A 22,931-nucleotide genomic window follows, 5' to 3' on the forward strand; every position below is an offset into this window, starting at 1 on the left:
AGGGATTCCAAAAAAGTTTATGAAAGCATTAGTAATTTCTGGAGGAGGTAGTAAAGGCGCATTCGCAGGAGGTGTGGCACAATATCTTATCGAACATGAAGGCAGAGAATACGATATGTTTTTAGGTACATCTACAGGAAGTTTACTTGTGCCACATTTAGCTTCTAACGATATTGGAAAGTTGTACGATGTATTTACACATGTAAACCAGCATTCTATTTTTAGCATTAATCCCTTTGTCATTAAAAAAAGAAAAGGCCGAGAATATGTATCTATAAACTACTTTAATACCATGCTTCAGTTTCTAAAGAAGAAGCGTACGTTTGGCGAGAGTAGGGCTTTAAGAAAATTAATTAAAAAAAATTTCACGGAAGAGGAATTTAACCGTATTCGTGAAACAAAAGAAGATGTGGTTGTTACTGTAGCCAATTTGTCTAAAAATCGCACAGAATACAAATCTATTAACGATTTTGAATATGAAGAGTTTTGCGATTGGATATGGATCTCGTGCAACTACATTCCGTTTATGTCTTTAGTTAAAAAAAATGGTTTTGAATATGCCGATGGAGGCTTAGGCTGTGTGGTGCCCATACGTGAGGCTATTAAAAGAGGTGCAACAGAAATTGATGCTATTATTTTAGAAAGCGAAAATCTTGAATACAACAAAGTACTTGGTAAAAATCCATTTTCTTTAATGATTAATTTATTTGGTCATTTATTAGACCAAGTAGAACGAGGAGATATTACAATAGGTAAATTGGCAGCATTACATAATAACGTAACACTTAATTTGTATTACACGCCAACAAAACTTACCGAAAATTCATTAATTTTTAACAAAGGATTAATGGAAAAATGGTGGATGGAGGGTTTTCTTTATGCGCAGGATAAGCACGGCAACAGCAATCCAATTAATTCTACAGTGCCAATAAAACAGAATATTTAATTTAAAATTTTAGGGTAACATTTTTGTATGCAGCTTGATATAAGGATGTAAACAATTAAAAACCTAAAATTTTATATTATGAAAATTCTTAAAGTCCTTTTCTTATTAGTCGTTACCATAACTTTCTCAAGCTGTACCAATAATGACGATGATGGCATTACAACTACCTGTACAACTCAAGGTCTGTTTTACGATTTGGGTACAAATGCACAAGTCTTTGAGCCAGAAGTAAATTTAACTACAGATTTTTACATAACTTCAAGTAATGGTCCGGAAGTAGAAATCTATGGCGCTGGAGTGGTGTTTGTAACCACCGAAGTAACACTAAATGCCACAGGAACAGCAATGCTAATTCTTAATAATGGGCCAAATGCAAATGTCTATGTAACTTGTTTAGCTACAGGAACTAATGTTGGAGATACTATGCGGTTTATTTTTAATGGTATTTATAATGGAGACCCAATTACTGGTGAGTTTTGCGTGACTATAGACGTAGCGCACTAATTAATATATATATATATATATATATATATATATATTGAAATAATAAAAAAGCCATATCAATGTGATATGGCTTTCTTTATAAGTTTAATCTAAGCTATTTCCAGATTTCGCTAACTTCCTGTTTAATATAAGAAAGGCCTGCGCTGCTTGGTGGAATTTTATCCATCATATCGGTTAAAATGATTTCCCTTAACTTACCGGCAGAGTCTACTTTGTCACTCATTGCCGCTTTTCTTATGAGCTGAATAGTAGCGCTTTTTGAAGCATTAATAATGCTCCAGCAATTGTCTGAAATATAAATTTGCTGCGATAAATTATGCTCGAACTCTTGCTCGATACTGTTTATTAAAAGGGCTTCGTAATCATCTTTTTTAGAAGATACAGGCGCAATTCTGGTTAATAATTTATTTGGAGAAATACGCTCTAAAAAAAGCGAAAACCGTTCGTAAGCCTGTAAACGTAGTGGTAACGATTCTTTTTGAAGTTCTTTAATAATTAAAAATTTACGTCTATCATCTTCATTTTGAATATGTTCTCTAAAAAATAAAAAAGCGATGGCACCAACAATAAGCGAGGGAACTACATACATTAATAAATTTAGCAATTGATCTTCCATTTAGTTCAGTTTTATTATTTAAACAAACTTAATATGTTTTTAAATAGTGTACAAGCAAATTGAACCGCATTTACTAAGCGTGATTGGTTTGTGCTTTATAACCTCCTAAATGTTCGCATTCCTTTAAACTTTGCATGTTTGTAAATGGGACTGGTGTTTTATCGTATTGATAGGTAACACTAAGTTCTGCAGATAAATTATGATCGTCTACATTCACCTCTATGTCTGTCATTTTAAACTGGCAAGGATGCTCGTAACCTGCAGCATGCGTAATTTCAATAAATTCTTTTCTAAAGGTTTTAAAGTATTGTGCCGCACGTTCAGATTTTAATGGAACATCTATACCACGTTGTAGCCATTTGCTTTGTGTTGCAACACCACTAGGGCAACGGTTGGTATGGCAAATTTTTGCTTGAATGCAGCCAATACTCATCATCGCTTCTCGTGCAACATTAATTACATCCACACCCATTGAAAATGCCATAGCAGCTTTACCGGGAAAACCAAGTTTTCCGCTACCAATAAAAACGACTTGTTTTTCTAATCCCTTTCTTTGAAATAATTTATACAAATCACCAAAAGCATACACCCAAGGTAAACTTACATGGTCTGCAAAACTAGGAGGCGCAGCACCAGTACCACCTTCACCACCATCTACAGTAATAAAATCGGGTCCTTTTCCTGTTAGTTTCATAATATCGGTAAGCTCTTCCCATTGGTCTAATTTTCCAATAGCAGCTTTAATGCCAACAGGTAACCCTGTTTCTTCGGCAATGGCTTCAATAAAATCTACCATCTCTGGTATCGTATTAAAAGCCTTATGGTTTGGTGGTGATAAAACTGTTTTACCAACTTCAACACCACGAATGTCTGCGATTTCTTGTGATATTTTCGCACCAGGTAAAACGCCACCTTTACCAGGTTTTGCACCTTGAGATAATTTTAATTCTATAGCACGAATAAAAGGATTGTTTTTAACCAAAGCTTTCATTTTTTCCATAGAAAATCCACCATCTACATCACGAACACCAAAATAACCCGTTCCAAAATGAAATACCACATCACTACCATTACTATGGTAGGCAGATAAACCGCCTTCTCCGGTATTATGGTAGGCTCCAGCTATTTTACAACCTTTATTTAATGAGTCTATTGCTCTTGCTGATAGTGATCCATAACTCATAGCAGAGACATTTATAATTGAGGCTGGACGATAGGGTCTTCTACGTTTGTTGTGTGCTCCAATAACCTTAGCGCATGGCAAAAAATACTTGTCTTTGGCATTAATATGATTGTCGTCTATTTTAAAAGGAATCATCGCATTATTAATAAAGATATGCTGATGTGCGTATATATCGCGATCGGTGCCAAAGCCCTCATAATTATTTTCACTTTTGGCAGATGCATAAACCCAACCACGCTCTATGCGATTAAAAGGTAGCTCTTCTCTGTTATTTGCTATAAAATATTGGCGAATTTCTGGGCCTATACTTTCAAACAGATAACGTAGATGGCCTACTATTGGAAAATTATGACTTATGGTGTGTTTACGTTGTATAATGTCTCGAAGTGCAACGACAGCTAAAGCGATAACAACCCAAAGCCACCAAGAAATTGAAGAGAGGAAATTTAAAATGGTACTCATTTTTTTAGAAAGTATTTTTCCAAAAATATAAAATTAAAGTAGTATTAACTTTAATAAAAGTAAAAACCATATTTAAATGCTTTATACAGCTTCTAAACGTTCGCGAAAAATTGTAAACTTTTAGAGAAAAAGAATTCCGTAAGTAATACATTAAGGAGAAAAAAAAAGAAAGCCGACTTCATAAAAATAACGAAGACGGCTTCCTAATATAAGTGTGATTAATAGCATTGTAAATCTAAGAGATTTTTAAAGAATTTTTTAAATAAAACGGGTGGTTTTTGGGTAGTATTTTAGTCTTAAATCTATATTTGGTGCAGTTTAACCTAATTGTTAATAACTGAAGCAACTTCTTTACGACTTTTAATGTTAAGTTTGGTGTAAATGTTTTTTACATGGTATTTTACTGTGTTTTCTGAAATATGTAATTCTAGTGCTATTTCTTTATTCGTTTTACCGACGCTAATAAGTTGTAGTATTTCGGTCTCTCTAAAACTTAGTTGCTTAACATTCTCTTTAATAGAATTTTCGTTAGTTTCATTCTCTAAAGTTTCATTACGCTCTTTAGCTTCCTTTATGTAAGAATCCAGTTCAATTCTAATTATCCTGTTTTCATATTGCAAAGTTCTCATCCTGTAAATTACAGCAAACGACAGCACTAACATTTCCATAATACCACCAAACTTTACACCACTCGAAGTGATTTCTAATAAGGTGAAGCCTAAAAGTTTAGACACATAATAGCAAAACCCTAAGACTAATATAAAAATATATGCCAATAAGAATATTTTTGAAAAATTATTTTTATTAAATAGAAAACCTGCTGTTATTATATATACAGCACACACAACAAATACTAAAACTTCAAGTATGGCGTAATAAGTAAAATTGAAACTTGATAAATAACATATGGAGAGTATACCAATAGTGATTACTAAACCAAGTGCAAAATATTTAAGTTTAGGATAATAATTTTCGGTTTGTAAAAAAGAGGAGGCGAATAAAACGGCAGTAACAGAAACAATAAAGTGATCTATTGTCTCTAAAAAATCTATTAATTTGGTCGAAGCTCCAAACAATCTCAAAACACCATCACTAATTAATAACCCAAAAGTAATAGCTATTAAAAAGAAAACGTAATATAAAATGGTATAGTCTTTAAAATTGAAGAAATAAAACAGATTCATAATTAATATAACCAAAGCAAAACCATAATATAAACCAATGTAAAACAGCTCCTTTTTTTCTTTGAAATGATAAGCTGAAGCTGTAAAAACTTCAATGGGTATAAACGATTCGCGCTGTGCTAAAACTTTTAAATAAACAGGCTCATTAGTATTAGAGATTTTAAATGTCGGAAACCGTTCTAAATCTAAAAGGTCGAGCTTTATATCGCCTTTAAAGGCGATTGCTTCTGTGATGTGCGGATTTGTAATTTGAATATAATAGTCGTCCTCAACAAATTTTTCAATTTTAAACCAATAATGTGCATGGTTTAAACCATCGTTAATTGTTTTTATATAAGGTTCAAAATCAAGAGACTTAACAGCGTCTTTTGTAATAGTTTGATTAACATCTTTGTAAACAGAAATGGTTTGAGCAGAAAGTACGTTAAATACCACAGAAGCCACAAATAGGAATGCAAACAGAGAAATCTTTCCTGTAGGAGAATTCAAAAGTTAGTTTTTTTAGTAATTAGTAATAGCACTACAAATATATTCAAAAAAGTATAAGGATAGACTAATGTATAATTGTTTATAATTATTAATAAAACCGAGGGCTTAAAACCATTACAATACTTATTTTTATGGTCTTAAAATTGAAGCTACCTTGGAAAAATACTTAAGTCAGTTAAACGAAGCACAATACGAACCTACCATCCAAAAAGATGGACCTATGATTATTATTGCAGGTGCAGGTTCTGGAAAAACACGCGTACTAACTTATCGTATTGCTTATTTAATGAGCCAAGGAGTAGATGCCTTTAATATCCTTGCATTAACCTTTACCAACAAAGCAGCCAAGGAGATGAAAGGCAGAATTGCTGAGATAGTTGGTGATGGAGAAGCAAAAAACCTATGGATGGGAACCTTCCACTCGGTTTTTGCCAAGATTCTACGTTTTGAAGGACATCATTTAGGCTTTCCAAGCAATTTTACAATTTACGATACTCAAGATTCCCAGAAATTGTTAGGTTCTATCATAAAGGAGATGGGCCTGGAAAAAGATATTTACAAGACAAAACAGGTTTATAGCAGGATTTCTTCATATAAAAATAGTTTAATTACTGTAAAAGCATACTTTAAAAACCCAGAACTCTTGGAAGCCGATGCTATGGCGAGACGACCAAAAATGGGAGATATTTATGCCGAGTATGTAAACCGTTGTTTTAAAGCCGGAGCGATGGATTTTGATGATTTATTGCTAAGAACCAATGAGTTACTCACGCGTTTTCCGGCTGTTTTAGCAAAATATCAAGACAAATTTCGATACATTCTGGTAGATGAGTACCAAGATACAAATCACTCACAGTATCTTATTGTTCGCGCTCTGGCAGACCGGTTTCAAAATATTTGTGTGGTAGGAGACGATGCGCAAAGTATTTATGCCTTTCGTGGTGCTAACATCAATAACATTCTAAATTTTCAAAAAGATTACGATAATGTTAAAATGTACCGATTAGAACAAAATTACCGTTCTACAAAAAACATTGTTGGTGCAGCTAATTCTGTAATAGAACATAATAAAACAAAATTAGATAAGGTTGTTTGGACAGCTAACGACGAAGGCCCGAAAGTAAAAGTAAATCGTTCGCTCACAGATGGTGACGAAGGAAGATTTGTAGCAAGTACCATTTGGGAGGAAAAAATGAATAACCAGCTGCATAATAGTGATTTTGCAGTGCTTTATCGTACCAATGCACAATCAAGAGCGATTGAAGATGCCTTAAGAAAACGAGATATTCCTTATCGAATTTATGGAGGACTTTCATTTTACCAGCGTAAAGAAATTAAAGACGTAACAGCTTATTTGAGGTTGATTCTCAATACTGCAGACGAGGAAGCTTTAAAACGCATTATTAACTATCCTGCTCGTGGTATAGGGCAAACCACTATAGACCGATTAGTTGTTGCAGCTAATACAAATAACAAAACAATTTTCGAAGTCTTAAAAAACCTCGATACTATAGACATAAATATAAATAATGGAACTAAAAATAAACTAAGAGATTTTGTTACCCTTATAGAAAGTTACCAGGTAATGAACCAAACAGCCAACGCTTTCGATTTGGCAGAGTATGTCACCAAAAGTAGTGGTTTAATTAAGGAGTTTAATAAAGATGGCACACCAGAAGGTGTCATGCGTTTAGAAAATGTAGAAGAGCTTTTAAACGGTATTAAAGATTTTGTTGAAGGACAAATGGAGTTAGCAGATGCTGGAGATTCTTTAGCCGAGTTTTTAGAAGATGTGGCGCTGGCAACCGATTTAGATGGCGACAAAGGCGATCCTAATCACGTGGCGTTAATGACCATTCACTTGGCAAAAGGATTAGAATTTAACCATGTATTTGTCGTTGGGTTGGAAGAAGATTTGTTTCCAAGTGCCATGAGCATGAATACCAGAAGCGAGCTTGAAGAAGAACGTCGATTATTTTACGTAGCTTTGACTAGAGCAGAAAAGCAAGCGTATTTAACCTATGCTTTATCGCGATACCGTTGGGGAAAGTTAATAGATTCTGAACCAAGTCGTTTTATTGAAGAAATTGATGATGCGTTTTTAGACATCATTACACCAATAGAAGAACGTCGTATTAATCCAATGCTATCAGCAGATATATTTGGAGACGTGGAGCCTAATAAGATTAGATTTAAAAAACCAGTACAACCTAAATTTCAAAAGAAAGTGGCAAAAAAGAAAGAACCAGAAAACTTCAAAATTAGCGCTCCTAAAAAAATGAAAAAAGCTTCAGAAATTAAAGCACCTGCTGATGCCAATTTATTTGGAGGAGAACTTGCCGTAGGCAATAGAGTAAAACATTTAAAATTTGGCAGAGGAGAAGTTCTTAAAATAGAAGGCAAAGGCAGTGATGTAAAAGCCGAAATTAATTTTGAATTTGGAGGAATAAAAAAACTACTCTTACGCTTTGCTAAGCTTGAAATTATCGGATAATTTTTTTAATTGTTAATGATGCAATTCAATAAAAGCTTTCAACTTCGTCCAGGTATCAAATAAGTTTGCTCCAACCCAACCATGTGCTTCGTTAGGATAAAGCGTAAATTCATGGGTCACACCTAAAGCTGTTAATTTTGCATCCATATCCACACCTTGAGAGGTGGGAATTAAAGGATCCATACCACCATAAAACAATGTAGTAGGAGGAGAGTTAGCTTCAACTTGATGGTAAGGACTGTAGTCTTCAAGAAAAGCAGTACTTGGCGTTACACCAAAATACACAAAAGTAGGGTCCACAAAATCAGCATAAGCCGGATCTGTAAAATTTGTTGGGCCAACAATACTGGCAACCATGTTTATATTGTTTTGTGCATCATATTCATAACTCCAAAGCATCGATAAATGCGCACCTGCACTCACACCTATAAAACCATAATCGTCCGACATTATATAGGTGTCTTCATTCGCTTTTAAGTGGTTTACAACTTCGGTAATATCGTCTAATTGCATAGGAAAAGGCGATACGCCTTGCGATGCCAAACGATAATTAATATTTACAATAGCATAATCTGGTAATTCTAATTTAGCGATATCCTTGTAAGGATTCATATCTGCCTTATCGCCAGAAGTCCAGCCACCACCATGAACAAGAATTAATACTTTAGTATTTAAATCTCTGTTTGCTGGTAAGTAAATATCATAAACCTGTTGGCTGTCATTACCGTAAGAAACGTTTAATAACTCTATTTCTTGGGTAGGTTGTGTACTTGGTTCCTGTAGAGAATCGTCATTAGAACAAGCAACGAAACTAGTTGCAACTAATATGAGTAATAAAAATTGAAGAGAAGTCTTTTTCATAAACAAAATAGTAATTACATTAGTAAACGTTAATGCAAGGTAATTATTATGGCTGAATTTATTAGAATTTACGAAGAAAACCCTAATCCTAAAGAGATTAAAAAGGTGGTTTCTATTTTAAAAAAGGGCGGACTTGTTATTTACCCAACAGATACTGTTTATGGGTTAGGCTGCGATATTAATAACACGAAAGCTTTAGATCGAATTGCAAGAATTAAAGGAGTTAAATTAGAAAAAGCCAAACTCTCTTTTATTTGTTCCGATTTAAGCAATTTAAGCGATCACGTTAAACAAATAGACAATGCCACATTTAAAATTTTAAAACGCGCATTGCCTGGACCTTATACTTTTATTTTACCGGGTTCTAAATCTTTGCCTTCGGTTTTTAAAAATAAAAAAGAGGTTGGAATTCGTATTCCAGAAAACAACATAACACTGGAAATTGTAAAAGCGATGGGAAATCCCTTGGTTTCTACTTCTATTAGAGATGAAGATGAGATTTTAGAATATACTACAGATCCAGAATTAATTCTCGAAAAGTGGGATAAACTCGTCGATTTGGTTATCGATGGAGGTTATGGAGGCAATGAGGCTTCCACAATAATAGATTTATCTAAAGAAATTCCTGAAGTTATTAGAGAGGGAAAAGGAAGTATAGAGATTTTTTAATATGAAGACACCTAAGAACAATTCTATAAATTACATAGAATTTAAAACAACTGATATTAATGCAACGAAAGCGTTTTATAAAAAGGCATTTGGCTGGAACTTTACCGATTACGGCGAAAACTACATTTCCTTTTCTGAAGTTGGCATCGATGGTGGTTTCGAAAAAACTGAAGCACCTATAACTAATGGCGCTTTAGTAGTCATTTTTCATGAAGATCTTTTACAAGCCAAACAAAACGTGATAGAGGCAGGTGGAAACATTAATGTTGATATTTTTTCTTTTCCTGGCGGAAGCAGGTTTCAATTTTTAGACCCTTCGGGAAATGAATTAGCTGTATGGACTCATGACCAAGAATAACTAATTGCAACCCAAATCTATTTGAGATTGCTCGTCATTATTCGGAATACAATTACCAGAAAACACTTCAGTTGGCACATATCTCTCTATGTTAGGATCGTATAATGCGTTTTCAACAAAAGCAACAACATCATTAATTTCCTGCTGTGTTAAGTTTAAATTAGTAAACTCTTCGGCAAGTTGGCTATCTGGGACATTGCTGTTTTCTTTCTCACCATTAACAATATAAGTAACAACCTCATGTATAGTAGAAAAAGTACCTCCATGGCCATAAAAAGTACTCGATTTTAAATTGTATAAATTAGGTACCTTAAATTTAAAATTATCGCTACTATTATTGGTGAAACCGCCACGACCTAAGCGCTTGAGAGCAAAATCGTCTGGATTATTTACTGTACCATTACTTTGGTCTATATCTCCCATACCAAGTGCATAAAAGGCTTCCGATTTTAATGCTGGACCTGTATGGCAACTAACACATTGTGCCTTATCAAAAAACAAAATAGCACCTCGTTTTTCCTGGGTACTCAACTCATGGTAATCTCTTTTTAGCCAATTTTGCCAAGGCGATTGGTTTGCCAATAACGTTCTGTTAAAAGCGGCTATGGCCAAACCTGCAGTTATTTGAGAATAGCGTTCACTAACAGGAAAATCTGGGAAAGCATCATCAAACATATCTTTATAACCGTAGTCATTAATAAATGCTTCGTCTATTTTTAGTCTGTGCGCTGTTTGTCCTGCAATACCTTGTGTTTCTAATCCTTGATAGCCAAGTAAGTTTTCTGGTATTTCGTTTGCGTTTTGAGATACAAATGGCGCATTAATTCCAGCACCACCAAGCGACCCATTCCATAAGGCTACTTCTTGATAGGCAACGTTTAACAAACTTGGTACTTTAATTGGTAAAATATCTATGGAATCTACTGGCATATTACTATCCATTATTCTATTATCACCATTAAAGCCAAATCCTTTACCACCTTCACCAATGCCTTGCAAGTTTCCAGAATAGAATCCAGCAGCAACGGGATGACAGCTTGCGCAGGAGTAAGTACCTTCTGCAGATTCCATTTTAGGGTCTCCTCCAGTAGCAGTTTCATGCACTAACATTTTACCCAAGCTTACCTTACTCGCATTTAGAGGATTATTAGGGTCTTGTGGGATACTCGCATAATCATTAGAATTTGGTAATATAAAAAAGTCGTTTCCTATACCGTTGGACTTTTCAACCAATAGTGATAATAGCTCTGTATCCAATGGTGAAATATCTTCGTAATATGCTTCATTAACGCATGAAAATGTTGTAAGTGTTGCTAATAGCGTATATAGCAATGGCTTATTTAGCTTTAAAGTTGGGAAGGACATTTAAGCACGATTTAAAATTATATTTAAATTAATAATTTTTTTTGTTTTGAAACATCATTTTTTCGACTAATCGCATTTACATTAGTCAAATTGTTTATTCTAAATTTCTATTAAACAAAAAAAGCCCAATCTTACGATTGAGCTTTTTAATATTATAAACTTACTATTTAGTTTCCTTCAGATAAGGTTTTCATTTCCGTTTCAATCATTTCATAAAATTGATCGATTTTTGGTAAAATGTAAATTTTTGTTCTTCTGTTGGTAGCTCTGTTTTCGGCTGTTGTATTAGGTACTAAAGGTAAATAATCTCCACGACCTGCAGCAATTAATTGCTTTGGGTCCACACCTAAATCCTGTAATGCACGAACAATAGCAGTACTACGTTTTACACTTAAGTCCCAGTTGTCTAATAACACACCACTTTTGTAGGGTACATTGTCTGTATGACCCTCAACCATCGCTTCAAAATTAGGTTTACCATTAATAACTGTGGCAACTTTACCTAAAATTTCGGTCGCTCTGTTTGTAATGTTATAGCTTCCACTTTTAAATAATAATTTATCAGATAATGAGATAAATACAACACTCTTTTCAACATTAATTTCAATATCTTCATCATTTAATCCAACTTCTTTCTTTAAACTTGTTACTAAAGCTAACGTTACGCTATCTTTTTTGTTTAAAGCATCTTGTAAACGTGAGATTTTTAAATCTTTTTCTTTTAAACTTTCTAAAGATTTCTCGACGTTTTTAGCACCTTGTGTAGTTAAAACAGTAAGATCCTTAGAAGATTCTATTAACGCTTGATTGTTAGATTTCATATCTGCTAAACGGTCTTTTAACTCTTGTAAACGAGCAGCAGATGCAGCCTCGTCTGCTAAACACTGATTTAGTTTAACTGTAGCAGTATTTAATAAGTCCTGAGTTTCTTTTTGTTTCTCCTCAAGTGCCATAAAATCCTTTTTAGAGACACATGAGCTTAAAGATAATAGTGCTAATGCACCGCATAATATTAGTTTTTTCATAATTATTGTTGATATAAGTTTTTTAGATTAATGATATAAAAGTAATCGATTTTTAAATGTTAAAATAAGTATTAACAAAACTTTTGCTAAAATGGGCTATAATTGAGCGAAATGACGCTTTTTTTGTCCGAAATAGCTGTAAACAATGTGTTTTTTGTAGAAATATCCATTTTTTTGTGTAAGTAATTTACGCTGTTTCAAAAGTCGAGGGAGTGCTAAATAGTAACTACAATGTGCTTTTAAAATACTAAAAATATGCGAGAACTTAAAAGAAAATAAAAATTTAAGTGAGGCTAAACCGTCTAAAAGTAAACGCATAACAATTAATAAAAAAAGATTCCCTGAAGCATTTTTAGTAAGGGTAAATAAACTGTTTCTAAAATTTAAATAGGATTTTTTCGGGCTTGAAGCATCAAGTGTTGCACCACCAACATGGTAAACAGACGATTGCCAAACAAATTTTGCAGTATAACCCAAGTTATAGGCACGCCAGCACAAATCTATTTCTTCCATATGGGCAAAAAAGGTTTCATCGAAACCATTTAAAGTATTAAAAACATTTTTTCTAATAAAAAAACAAGCACCAGATGCCCAAAATATTTTACAATTGTTATTGTATTGCGCTTGGTCTTCCTCCACTGTATCGAGAATACGACCTCTGCAAAACGGATAACCATATTTATCTATAAACCCACCAGCCGCACCAGCATACTCAAAGTGCGATTTCTTTTTATAATCTAATATTTTAGGTTGAATAATGGCTGTACTAGCTTCTTTTTTAAAGGTGTCGATAACAGGAGCGAGCCAGTTTTTTGTAACTTCAATGTCGCTATTTACTAAGCAGAAAATATCTTCATCTAAATGTTTAAGCGCATCGTTATAACCCTTAGCATAACCACCATTCTCTGTGTTTTCAATGATTTTAATTTGAGGGAATTCAGATTTTATAAATGCCACAGAATCGTCGGTCGAGGCATTATCGGCCACATAAATATTAGCTTCCTGTGAATGGGCTATTATAGAAGGTAAAAACTTTTGCAAAAGTGCTTTACCATTCCAGTTTAATATGACGACTGCTATTTTCAAAAAAGATGTAGAGTTAAAATGTTAAAAAATTGAAAGTTTGAAAGTTAAAAGTTATATCGTTTAAAAGTTTAAAGTTTTATTTTTCTGCTAACAGCTAACAGCTAACAGCTAACAGCTAACAGCTAACAGCTAACAGCTAACAGCTAACAGCTAACAGCTAACAGCTAACAGCTAACAGCTAACAGCTAACAGCTAACAGCTAACAGCTCACTGTTCATTGTACTTTGGAATATCCTGTAAAAAATGATATTTTTCGGCTTCAAAATCCATAACGCAATAATAATGATTTAATCCGTTAGTAACCATTAAATACGTGGCATTTAAAGCTAAATTATACCTCGCAATTTGATCAAAAGTATGCTGATTCACTTTAATTTTTGGTGCTTTGCATTCTACAATTAAATGAATACTACCATCGGTATTAAATATCACAATATCATAACGCTTCTTTAAATCGTTAATTTTCAGTTCCTTTTCAACATTAATCAGTGATTTAGGATATCCTTTTTCTTCCATTAAAAACTTAACACAGTGTTGGCGAACCCATTCTTCGGGTTGTAAAATCACAAATTTTTTACGAATAGCATCGAATATAGATACTTTATTTTCGCTATTTTTGAAACGAAATGAATATGTAGGAAAATTTAATTCTTGCACTATACAAATTTATAATTATAACGTCATTTCGAGTGATTTTTGATAAAAAATTTTATCGGGAAGTTCTCGGTACTTCGGCAAATGGCCAAAACTCGAACTGACAACACCAACGCTATTAAAATTTTGGACGAAGTAAAGCAACTGGTAATCGACATAAAGAACAAAAAACTTGCTCCTATTTACTTACTAATGGGTGAGGAGGCTTACTATATTGATAAAATTTCAGATTATATAGAAGATCATGTTCTGGCAGAGGAAGAACGCGGTTTTAACCAAATGGTTTTGTATGGTCGCGATGTTACGATAGAAGACATCGTTGGTAATGCTAAACGCTTTCCAATGATGGCAGATAAACAGGTGGTTGTTGTAAAAGAGGCCCAAGATTTATCGCGAACCATCGATAAGTTAGCAGATTATGCTAAAAATCCACAACCGTCAACGGTATTGGTAATTTGCTATAAGTATAAAACTGTCGATAAGCGCAAAGCCGTTTACAAAGCCATTAAAAAATCTGGAGTGGTTTTCGAAAGTAAAAAGCTCTACGACAATCAGGTTCCAGATTGGATTAGAAGAACCCTTGCAACTAAAGGCTATAAAATAGCACCGAAAGCATCGCAGATGTTAGTGGAGTTTTTGGGCACCAATTTAAGTAAGATTAACAATGAATTAGAAAAGCTTCAAATTGTGTTGCCAGAAGGTACCGAAATTTCGCCACTACATATCGAAGAAAATATTGGTATAAGTAAAGATTACAACAATTTCGAATTACGAAAAGCTATTGGCTCCCGTAATGATGCCAAAGCGTTTAAAATTGTAACTTATTTTGGAGACAACCCAAAAGATAACCCAATGGTGGTTACCGTTTCTTTGCTGTTTAATTTCTTTTCACAATTACTGCAATTGCATGGTATGAATGATAAATCACCACGAAGCGTAGCTTCAGCATTGCGAGTAAACCCTTATTTTGTTAACGAGTATTTAGAAGCTGCACGTAATTTTCCAATGCGAAAAGTAAGTGGAGTAGTTGCCACGTTACGTGAGTTCGATGTAAAAAGTAAAGGTGTAAATTCTAATGCTGTACCGCAAAAGGATTTATTAAAAGAACTGTTGGTACGGATTTTAAATTAGGATGTGTAATCTTATTTAATCCTTTAAATACCACTGTCACACTGAGTTTGTCGAAGTGTAAAACAAAGAACCAGAATAGTCTTCGACAAGCTCAGACTGACATCGTAATAATAATTGCCTTTTAGGTAATTGAAACTATAGAGGTTAAGTTTATTTACAATGACAAATTTAAATACGACTGTCACACTGAGCCTGTCGAAGTGTTTAATAAATAAGTATAAAAAAATAGTCTTCGACAAGATCAGACTGACATTACCATAGTAATTGTCTTTTTAATATAATTGAAACTATAGATGCTTAGTTTATTTACAATGACAAATCTAAATACGACTGTCACACTGAGCCTGTCGAAGTGTAATAACACAAGTCAACGAGACCAGTCTTCGACAAGCTCAGACTGACATTGAGAAAGGAATTGTCTTTTTTAGATAATTGAAACTATATATTTTTTTAATTATATTTAATATGACAATCATAAAAACTACAGTCACACTGAGCCTGTCGAAGTTTAATTTATTTTAAAATGAAATTTTACTACGTCTACATATTATTATGCTCTGACAATTCATATTACACAGGAATGACTAATGACTTGGATAGAAGGATAACTCAGCATAAAACAAAAAGAAGTAGAGATAGTTACACAGCAAGCCGATTACCAATAATTTTAGTATGGTATTTACAATGCACAAACCCAACTGAAGCTATTAAAATTGAAAAACAAATTAAGGGTTGGACTAAAAAAAAGAAAAAGGCTTTGATTGATGAAAAATGGCAGGATTTAATTGAATTTTCTAAAAATTATACCGAGTATGGGCATCCGAGTAAACGAGACCAGTCTTCGACAAACTCAGACTGACATTACCATAGTAATTGTCTTTTTAATATAATTGAAACTATAGATGCTTAGTTTATTTACAATGACAAATCTAAATACCACTGTCACACTGAGCCTGTCGAAGTGTAATAACACAAGTCAACGAGACCAGTCTTCGACAAGCTCAGACTGACATTACAATAGGAATTGTTTTTTTTGAATAATTGAAACTATAAATTCTTAAGTTTATTTAATATTACAACTATAAAAACCACTATGGTCACACTGAGCCTGTCGAAGTGTAATAACACAAGTCAACGAGACCAGTCTTCGACAAGCTCAGACTGACATTGTAATAATAATTGTCTTTTTTAGATAATTGAAACTATAAATGTTTAAGTTTATTACAATGACAAATCTAAATACCACTGTCACACTGAGCCTGTCGAAGTGTTTAATAAAAAAATATCAAAAAAAGTCTTCGACAAGCTCAGACTGACATTACCATAATGATTGTCTTTTTAGAATAATTGTAACTATAAATGCTTAAGTTTATTTAATATTGCAACTATAAAAAAACCACGGTCACACTGCGCTATTCGAAATATGAAAAAACTACTACTAATAATTATAACACTCGTATTTTCCTGCAAAACAACCCAAACCCTTCCAGATCCTTTAGAAGCAGGATGGAGTGGTAAAAAAGTATGCGAAGTATTAAGCGACACCAAAGACCAACGTGTGCTAAAATGCACCTTTCCTCCAAACGTAGGTCATGAAAAGCACTACCACAAACCGCATTTTGGATATACCATAGCAGGAAGCACCTTTAAAATATCAGATAGTAAAGGGATACGAAACGTTCCTGTTGCTACTGGTGGCAGTTGGTCTAAAACCGAAGTAAGTGAACACGAAGTACTTAATGTTGGCGACAGTACTGCTGTATTTTTAATTATTGAGCCAAAGTAATAGATTAGTATCCTATTAAAAGACACCCTAATCCCTAATCCCTAATTCTTAATCCCTAATTCCTAATCCCTAATTCTTTTAACACTCTCATCACTTATTCCTAATTCCTAATCCCTAATTCTTTTAACACTCTCATCACTTATTTAACATTCGTTCAAGGTTCTTTAACATCTCATACTAAAGTCAAGTTAAACTGTATTGTAAATTCTCTTAATGCCTTAATTCATAGTATATTTGAGTAACAAAAATTACTAATCTTAAAACACTAAAAATGGAAAATTTAAATAAAAAGACCGTTGCGATTTTAGCAACTAATGGATTTGAGGAAAGCGAATTAAGAGAACCAAAAAAAGCTTTAGAAGAAGCTGGAGCAACTGTACACATTGTTTCACTTGAAAAAGGAGAAATTAAAGGATGGGCAGATGGTAATTGGAGTAACAGTTATAAAGTAGATAAAACGTTAGATGAGGTTTCACATAGCGATTACAACGCATTAATGTTACCAGGAGGCGTTATTAATCCAGACACATTAAGAAAAGAAAAGAAAGCTATAGATTTTGTTAAGTCGTTTTTTACAAACCATAAACCTGTAGGCGCTATTTGTCACGCACCTTGGTTACTGGCAGAAGCGGGAGTTTTAGAAGGACGTAAAGTAACATCTTACGATTCTATTAAAACAGATATCGAGAATGCAGGTGCTAAGTGGTACGACCAAGAAGTTGTTTGCGATCACGGTTTAGTAACCAGCAGAAATCCAAACGATTTACCTGCCTTTAATGCTAAATTGGTAGAGGAAGTTTACGAAGGTAAACATTCAGAACAATTAGCATAATAAAAAAATATCCCAGATCCTAAAAAAGCAATGTCGTAAACCGACTTGCTTTTTTTGGTTTACAACACAAAAACCAACTTGTGTTATTTTAAACTAAAAATAACAGTAAAATTAAAACAAATGAAAACACTACTAATAAAATGTCAGATTCTGTTGTTGGCCATTATTCTGGCTTCGTGTAACGGAGTAAAAAATAACAAGGCATCCACAGATGCAACCCAATTAAATGGTTCTTGGACATTAAGTACCATTAATGGAAACCAGTTTGATGCCAATATGCTAATGAAAAAACCTAATCTGCAACTTAATATTCCCGAAAACCGTGCTTCTGGAAACGATGGTTGTAATCAGTTTTCTGGTGCAATCGATACGTTGGAGGATAACAAATTAACCTTTTCAACCTTTGCAGGCACAAAAATGGCATGCCCAAATATGGAACTGTCACAGCAAATAAACAATGCATTAAGTGAGGTGGTTACTTTTAAAATTGAAGATTCTAAATTATTACTTTTTAATGCAAACAATACCGAAGTGTTGCGTTATACCAAAGAAAACAAAGACATGGCAGTTGCACATAACAGTAGCAATGCGTTAGATTGGTTTGGAACGTATAAAGGTACAATGCCTTGCGCAGATTGCGAAGGTATAGCAACCGAACTGGTATTAAATCAAGATAAAACGTACCAATTAAAAAGCATATATTTAGGAAAGGATAACAACGCGTTTAATGAAACTGGTACCTTTAATTGGAACGAAAAAGGCAATGGCATTACACTTAACGTGGATGGTAAAACGTCTGTAAATCACCAATTTCAGGTTATGGAAAACAAACTGGTGAAATTAGACAACACAGGCAATGTTATTACTGGAGCATTAGCAGATAAATATGTACTAAACAAAAGCATGGCAATGTCTCAAGAATTAAAAGATGGAGAGTATTTTTATTGGGTACATTCTAAAAGAGCAGAATGTACAGGCGTTGGCAAACAAAGCTGTTTGCAAATTCAAAGAGGAGAAACATTACAACCAAACGGCTGGCAGTTATTTTACAGTAGCATTAAAGGCTTTACTTTCGAGCCAGGTTACACATATAAATTAATTGTAAAAGAAGAACAACGTCCCGCAAACCAAGTGCCAGCAGATGCTTCGTCTATTAATTACAGTTTAATAAAAGTATTAGACAAAACTATGGACAAAACATTAAGACTCCATGATATTTGGGCATTACAAGCTGTAAAAGGAGAGACTATAAACCCAAAAGACTACAATCAACATCCAAATTTAGAACTTAATTTAAGGACTAACCGCGTGATGGGTAGCGATGGTTGTAACACCTTTTCTGGAGACATTAAAACAGCAGATACTAAAAACTTAACGTTTAAAGCTTTAATAAGTACCGAAAAAGCCTGCCTGAACATGAAACTAACAAACCAAGTAGGTAAGTATTTAAGCGAAGTACAAACCTATAAACTTAATAACCTCGAACTCACCCTTTTTAATACTGAAGGTGATGAGGTTTTACGATATAAAAAGGTGGATTGATATTTTAGTTTACAACTAAATTTAAAGAATAAGCGACGTGTAAGCGTTGCTTTTTTTAGTATAATAAATTATTAGAACATTTGAATCTGTTTAATTTAAGCAAAACAATATTAAATTTTAAAAATCTAAATTTGTTAGATATTAAGTGCAAATTTATAATATGATTCAAAATAACACCTATAAGCTGTTTATTAAAAGTGTTTTAGAACGCTATCACAAAGTAGAAGACACATCGGTAGATGCATTATTTGCAATTTCTAAAATTCAGCATCTAAAAAAAGGAACACAGTTACTACCAGTAGGTAAAACATCTAAACATTCACATATACTTTTTAAAGGAGCAATTGTATCTTATTATTTAAATAAAGATGGTAGTCTGTACCACAAAAATATTTTTCTTGAAGGCGATTTTGTAGGTTCTAAAGTGTCAACTTTAAATAATGCACCTTCTCGTTTTGCATTGGAAGTTATAGAAGAAGCCATTTTAATTACTTATAATTATAAAAAATATAGAGAACTTATAGATGCTAACTTAGATTTAAAAGATTTTTATATCGCTTATCTCGAAAAAAACTGGGTACTTGATAAAGAAAAACGAGAAATTGAAATCGTTATGAAAAGTACTAAAGAACGCTATCTCAATTTTATAACTACGCATCCAAATATAGAAACGCGTATTCCGTTACATTATATCGCGTCTCATTTAGGTGTTACTCCAACTCAGTTAAGCCGTATTCGTAATGATTTAAAGAAATCTGCTAATAATCAACATATGTAGAGAATAAGGTCGATAATTATCGACACCTTTACAGTATGAAACTATTACCATTTTATCTTTTAGCATTTATAGGCGGTGTTTTTCTTGCAGTACAAGCAGGATATAACACCCAATTAGGATCCATTTTAAAACAACCAGTCGCTGCAGCAATTTCAACATCTATTGCAAGTGTTATTTTTGGAAGTATTTTTATCTTATTATTTAGTAGAGATACTTTGCAGCTTACAACCATGACTCAAGTGCCATGGTATTTGTGGTTTGTTGGTGGTTTGTTTAGTGTGGTTGGTATTTCTCTCTATTTCTATACCATTCCAAAATTAGGAATTTCCCGAATGATAGCCTTAGGACTTTGCGGTCAACTTATTTTTTCGCTAATCGCTGGAAAATTTGGATGGCTAAATCTTCCTGTAGAACCCATTACAACAAAAAGAGCTATTGGTGCATGTGCCATGATAATTGGTATTGTGCTCATTAATTCTAAATAAACATAGAATTAAGGTCTAAAAATGCTTCAATCAACAAAATAATTACGCTAAAAACAATCAAAAACAAAACCAGTTTATTTACTAATAAACAAATAAATTCAATACTATTTACCACGAGAAGCTGGAAATTTAAGTGCTTTAGTGTTATATAAATAAATAATTAATTTAACGATGGACAAGATTCAACTAAACATAAATAACCTTACAAGCTTATGGACGCTTGCAGGTAAAGCGTTTTATAATTATAATGAAAAAGAGGCATTCTGTTATGCACACGTAAAGCAAACACAATGGCCAAACCGTATTTGGAAAAACGCACCACTTTCACAAGCGCATTTGAATATAATAATGCTTAAAATGAAGCAAGAAAAAGGCACAACCTTTTCAATATTGAATGCTAATGATACCGAAAAAAAACTAATCTCCAATCATAATTTTAAACAGAACTCTAAACAATATGGAATGAGTTTAGTACTCAGGGATAGTTTTGAGACACATAGAGAAATCGATTTTATAAAAGTAAAATCACAACAAGACGCAGAAACCTGGAGTCAAGCTTTTTACCAAGCGTTTCAATACAGCATAAGCGCTGAAACTGTTTATAAAACAAAAGATGCTGCAGACTATTTTATTATCTACCATAACCAACAATTGGTTGGCACCATTGTTTATTATGTTACAGACCATGTATTGGGTATACATAGTTTAGGCGTTATACCATCCATGAGAAAAAAAGGCTTTGGGAGAGAAATTATGCATCAAGCTTTAAACCAAGCTATAGATAATCCAATTTTAGATTTGGTGACTTTACAGGCTTCGGAAAAAGCAAAAACAATGTATGAAACATTAGGGTTTTCTCACGATTTTCTATTAACAAACTATCTCTTAAATTAATTAAAACATAAAAAATGAATTATATAAAAACACAAGAATGGCGTTATGCCACAAAACAATTTGATACCACAAAAAAGGTGTCAGCCGAAGCTATAGAAAAGATTAAGCAATCCATACAATTATCGGCATCATCTTACGGCTTGCAACCATATAAAATACTTATTATTACAGATGCTGAAGTAATGAAACAATTATTTCCAGCTTCATGGAACCAAAGTCAAATTACCGAAGCATCGCATCTTATCGTGTTTTGTAATTATACTAATTTTAAAGCTGAAACTATAGATACTTATATTAAACTCACTGCAAAAACAAGAGATTTAAAAGTAGATAATTTAAAAGACTATGGTGATTTTATGAAAAGTAAATTGGCCGAAATGTCTGCCAGAGAACATTTTAACTGGAGTAAACACCAAACTTATATTGCATTAGCAAACCTATTGGCTATTTGTGCAGACTTAAAAATAGATGCTTGCCCAATGGAAGGTTTCTATCCAGAAACCTATAATAACATATTAGGCTTAAACGCCAAAGGACTTAATGCTGCAGTAATTGCAACCATCGGTTATAGAAGTAAAACCGATGAGATGCAACACTTACCTAAAGTAAGAAAACCTATGGAGTTGTTGTTTGATGCTATCTAAAAAAAATTAAATAGTTATTATAAAAAGCGGCTCTAAAGAGCTGCTTTTTTGTTGATAAAAGTTAACAACTCCTTTAATTAAACGCTTGATTTTCAGTTTTTAAAAATCTACCTTCGCTTAACGATTGATAAAAAACATTAAAACGATTTTTTATCAGAGGACATTGTAACCAATTTATGAAAAAAACACTCACAGGAATTATATTAATTCTATTTTTGACACAATGCTCAGAAAAAAAGATAGAATTTGAATCAACGATAGTATTAAACGATTTATTAATTTCGCATACATCATCACTTTGGAAAGATGCCATAACGATGAAAGATAGCTTTACAGAAGGAAGGGTAAATCAATTTAATAAAGATATGTCCTTATTCTATGAAGAAGGTCGTTCTAATAAAGAATTCAACCCATTTTATTACCACGCATTAACTTTACCTTATTATCATGGTAATGGAAAAATGAATTCATCAGTATTAAAGGGAATATTACAACAGAATAAAATCCAAATTTCAGACAGTCTTTCTTTCAATAAAAAGTTAAGTTTTGAGAGCGACAATTCAATACTGTTAAACTCAAATATAAAAATCACTTTATATCAAATTAAATATAATGACTATGATACATGGTTAATTGGCAAAATAAATCATAATGAGGAATATAATGATGATGAAGGATTTTCAATGCCTATTTTTAGTTATAAGTACGAACTAAAAAACGACCGCATTTTATCTTATCTAACTTGTAATATAAATTACGAAATAGAAGGACATTTCAGTAATTTTAAAATCTTATTAAATAAAATAGATGTGATAAATGACAAGGTTGAATATGAGGATTTTACAAAAGAATTTCTTAGCAACTTATCTGAGAATTTGAAAAATTGGAACATAAACGTCTCATATAAATAAAATACTGGTTACAACACCGTGTATATTTAATT

The 22,931-nt window shown here is 33.0% G+C and carries 23 protein-coding genes; 15 read left to right on the forward strand and 8 right to left on the reverse strand.

Annotated features, from left to right (window positions below; translation table 11 throughout):
- Positions 1 to 19: 19 nt before the first annotated feature.
- A complete protein-coding gene (locus ACVC43_RS03030; RefSeq protein WP_452223088.1) occupies positions 20 to 946 on the forward strand; it encodes a patatin-like phospholipase family protein in 927 nt (308 codons plus the stop codon).
- A gap of 78 nt (positions 947 to 1,024) precedes the next feature.
- Complete coding sequence (locus ACVC43_RS03035) at positions 1,025 to 1,450, forward strand: hypothetical protein (RefSeq protein ID WP_452223089.1); 426 nt, start codon at positions 1,025 to 1,027, stop codon at positions 1,448 to 1,450.
- A 94-nt stretch (positions 1,451 to 1,544) separates the two neighbouring features.
- Here the strand turns inward: ACVC43_RS03035 and ACVC43_RS03040 are convergent, their stop codons facing one another.
- From ACVC43_RS03040 to ACVC43_RS03050, 3 genes are all read right to left on the reverse strand, one after another.
- Positions 1,545 to 2,066: a DUF7935 family protein gene (locus ACVC43_RS03040; protein WP_452223090.1), complete on the reverse strand. Its 522-nt coding sequence runs from the start codon at positions 2,064 to 2,066 to the stop codon at positions 1,545 to 1,547.
- 73 nt (positions 2,067 to 2,139) lie between these two features.
- Positions 2,140 to 3,711, reverse strand: coding sequence for an FMN-binding glutamate synthase family protein (locus tag ACVC43_RS03045; protein ID WP_452223091.1), 1,572 nt, complete (start codon positions 3,709 to 3,711; stop codon positions 2,140 to 2,142).
- 323 nt (positions 3,712 to 4,034) lie between these two features.
- The gene (locus ACVC43_RS03050; protein ID WP_452223092.1) at positions 4,035 to 5,384 is read right to left on the reverse strand and encodes a LuxR C-terminal-related transcriptional regulator; all 1,350 of its coding nucleotides are present in this window, start codon (positions 5,382 to 5,384) and stop codon (positions 4,035 to 4,037) included.
- Positions 5,385 to 5,538: 154 nt separating this feature from the next.
- On the opposite strand from ACVC43_RS03050, the gene ACVC43_RS03055 reads away from it, so the two are divergent.
- The gene (locus tag ACVC43_RS03055) at positions 5,539 to 7,878 is read left to right on the forward strand and encodes an ATP-dependent helicase (RefSeq protein WP_452223093.1); all 2,340 of its coding nucleotides are present in this window, start codon (positions 5,539 to 5,541) and stop codon (positions 7,876 to 7,878) included.
- Positions 7,879 to 7,890: 12 nt separating this feature from the next.
- Here the strand turns inward: ACVC43_RS03055 and ACVC43_RS03060 are convergent, their stop codons facing one another.
- Positions 7,891 to 8,739, reverse strand: a complete 849-nt coding sequence (locus ACVC43_RS03060) for an alpha/beta hydrolase fold domain-containing protein (RefSeq protein WP_452223094.1) — start codon at positions 8,737 to 8,739, stop codon at positions 7,891 to 7,893.
- 48 nt (positions 8,740 to 8,787) lie between these two features.
- Between ACVC43_RS03060 and ACVC43_RS03065 the strand changes: the two genes are divergently transcribed.
- On the forward strand, positions 8,788 to 9,408 hold the full coding sequence (locus ACVC43_RS03065; RefSeq protein WP_452223095.1) for an L-threonylcarbamoyladenylate synthase: 621 nt from the start codon (positions 8,788 to 8,790) through the stop codon (positions 9,406 to 9,408).
- Position 9,409: 1 nt separating this feature from the next.
- Positions 9,410 to 9,766, forward strand: a complete 357-nt coding sequence (locus tag ACVC43_RS03070) for a VOC family protein (protein ID WP_452223096.1) — start codon at positions 9,410 to 9,412, stop codon at positions 9,764 to 9,766.
- Here ACVC43_RS03070 and ACVC43_RS03075 read toward each other — a convergent pair whose 3' ends face one another.
- From ACVC43_RS03075 to ACVC43_RS03090, 4 genes are all read right to left on the reverse strand, one after another.
- The gene (locus ACVC43_RS03075; protein ID WP_452223097.1) at positions 9,767 to 11,131 is read right to left on the reverse strand and encodes a cytochrome-c peroxidase; all 1,365 of its coding nucleotides are present in this window, start codon (positions 11,129 to 11,131) and stop codon (positions 9,767 to 9,769) included.
- A gap of 167 nt (positions 11,132 to 11,298) precedes the next feature.
- Positions 11,299 to 12,156 carry an OmpA/MotB family protein gene (locus ACVC43_RS03080; protein WP_452223098.1) on the reverse strand — a complete coding sequence of 286 codons (858 nt, stop codon included), beginning with the start codon at positions 12,154 to 12,156 and terminating at the stop codon, positions 11,299 to 11,301.
- Between the two features lie 96 nt (positions 12,157 to 12,252).
- Entirely contained in the window at positions 12,253 to 13,242 is a 990-nt protein-coding gene (locus ACVC43_RS03085) for a glycosyltransferase (protein WP_452223099.1), read from the reverse strand.
- Between the two features lie 207 nt (positions 13,243 to 13,449).
- Positions 13,450 to 13,899, reverse strand: coding sequence for a type I restriction enzyme HsdR N-terminal domain-containing protein (locus tag ACVC43_RS03090; RefSeq protein ID WP_452223100.1), 450 nt, complete (start codon positions 13,897 to 13,899; stop codon positions 13,450 to 13,452).
- 123 nt (positions 13,900 to 14,022) lie between these two features.
- Between ACVC43_RS03090 and holA the strand changes: the two genes are divergently transcribed.
- The 10 genes from holA to ACVC43_RS03140 all read left to right on the forward strand — a co-directional run bounded on the left by holA (position 14,023) and on the right by ACVC43_RS03140 (position 22,899).
- On the forward strand, positions 14,023 to 15,027 hold the full coding sequence (holA, locus tag ACVC43_RS03095; RefSeq protein WP_452223101.1) for a DNA polymerase III subunit delta: 1,005 nt from the start codon (positions 14,023 to 14,025) through the stop codon (positions 15,025 to 15,027).
- A 523-nt stretch (positions 15,028 to 15,550) separates the two neighbouring features.
- The gene (locus tag ACVC43_RS03100) at positions 15,551 to 15,886 is read left to right on the forward strand and encodes a GIY-YIG nuclease family protein (protein WP_452223102.1); all 336 of its coding nucleotides are present in this window, start codon (positions 15,551 to 15,553) and stop codon (positions 15,884 to 15,886) included.
- A gap of 564 nt (positions 15,887 to 16,450) precedes the next feature.
- The gene (locus tag ACVC43_RS03105; protein WP_452223103.1) at positions 16,451 to 16,813 is read left to right on the forward strand and encodes a cupin domain-containing protein; all 363 of its coding nucleotides are present in this window, start codon (positions 16,451 to 16,453) and stop codon (positions 16,811 to 16,813) included.
- 271 nt (positions 16,814 to 17,084) lie between these two features.
- The gene (locus ACVC43_RS03110) at positions 17,085 to 17,645 is read left to right on the forward strand and encodes a type 1 glutamine amidotransferase domain-containing protein (RefSeq protein ID WP_452223104.1); all 561 of its coding nucleotides are present in this window, start codon (positions 17,085 to 17,087) and stop codon (positions 17,643 to 17,645) included.
- Between the two features lie 120 nt (positions 17,646 to 17,765).
- Complete coding sequence (locus tag ACVC43_RS03115; RefSeq protein WP_452223105.1) at positions 17,766 to 19,187, forward strand: META domain-containing protein; 1,422 nt, start codon at positions 17,766 to 17,768, stop codon at positions 19,185 to 19,187.
- Positions 19,188 to 19,347: 160 nt separating this feature from the next.
- Positions 19,348 to 19,965 (forward strand): Crp/Fnr family transcriptional regulator, encoded by a 618-nt coding sequence (locus ACVC43_RS03120; protein WP_452223106.1) that lies wholly within the window; start codon positions 19,348 to 19,350, stop codon positions 19,963 to 19,965.
- A gap of 35 nt (positions 19,966 to 20,000) precedes the next feature.
- On the forward strand, positions 20,001 to 20,450 hold the full coding sequence (locus ACVC43_RS03125) for a DMT family transporter (RefSeq protein WP_452223107.1): 450 nt from the start codon (positions 20,001 to 20,003) through the stop codon (positions 20,448 to 20,450).
- A 171-nt stretch (positions 20,451 to 20,621) separates the two neighbouring features.
- Entirely contained in the window at positions 20,622 to 21,344 is a 723-nt protein-coding gene (locus ACVC43_RS03130) for a GNAT family N-acetyltransferase (RefSeq protein ID WP_452223108.1), read from the forward strand.
- A 14-nt stretch (positions 21,345 to 21,358) separates the two neighbouring features.
- The gene (locus ACVC43_RS03135) at positions 21,359 to 21,988 is read left to right on the forward strand and encodes an NAD(P)H-dependent oxidoreductase (RefSeq protein ID WP_452223109.1); all 630 of its coding nucleotides are present in this window, start codon (positions 21,359 to 21,361) and stop codon (positions 21,986 to 21,988) included.
- A 176-nt stretch (positions 21,989 to 22,164) separates the two neighbouring features.
- The gene (locus ACVC43_RS03140; RefSeq protein WP_452223110.1) at positions 22,165 to 22,899 is read left to right on the forward strand and encodes a hypothetical protein; all 735 of its coding nucleotides are present in this window, start codon (positions 22,165 to 22,167) and stop codon (positions 22,897 to 22,899) included.
- The last annotated feature ends 32 nt before the right edge of the window (positions 22,900 to 22,931 follow it).

It is taken from the genome of Lacinutrix chionoecetis (genome assembly GCF_053604665.1).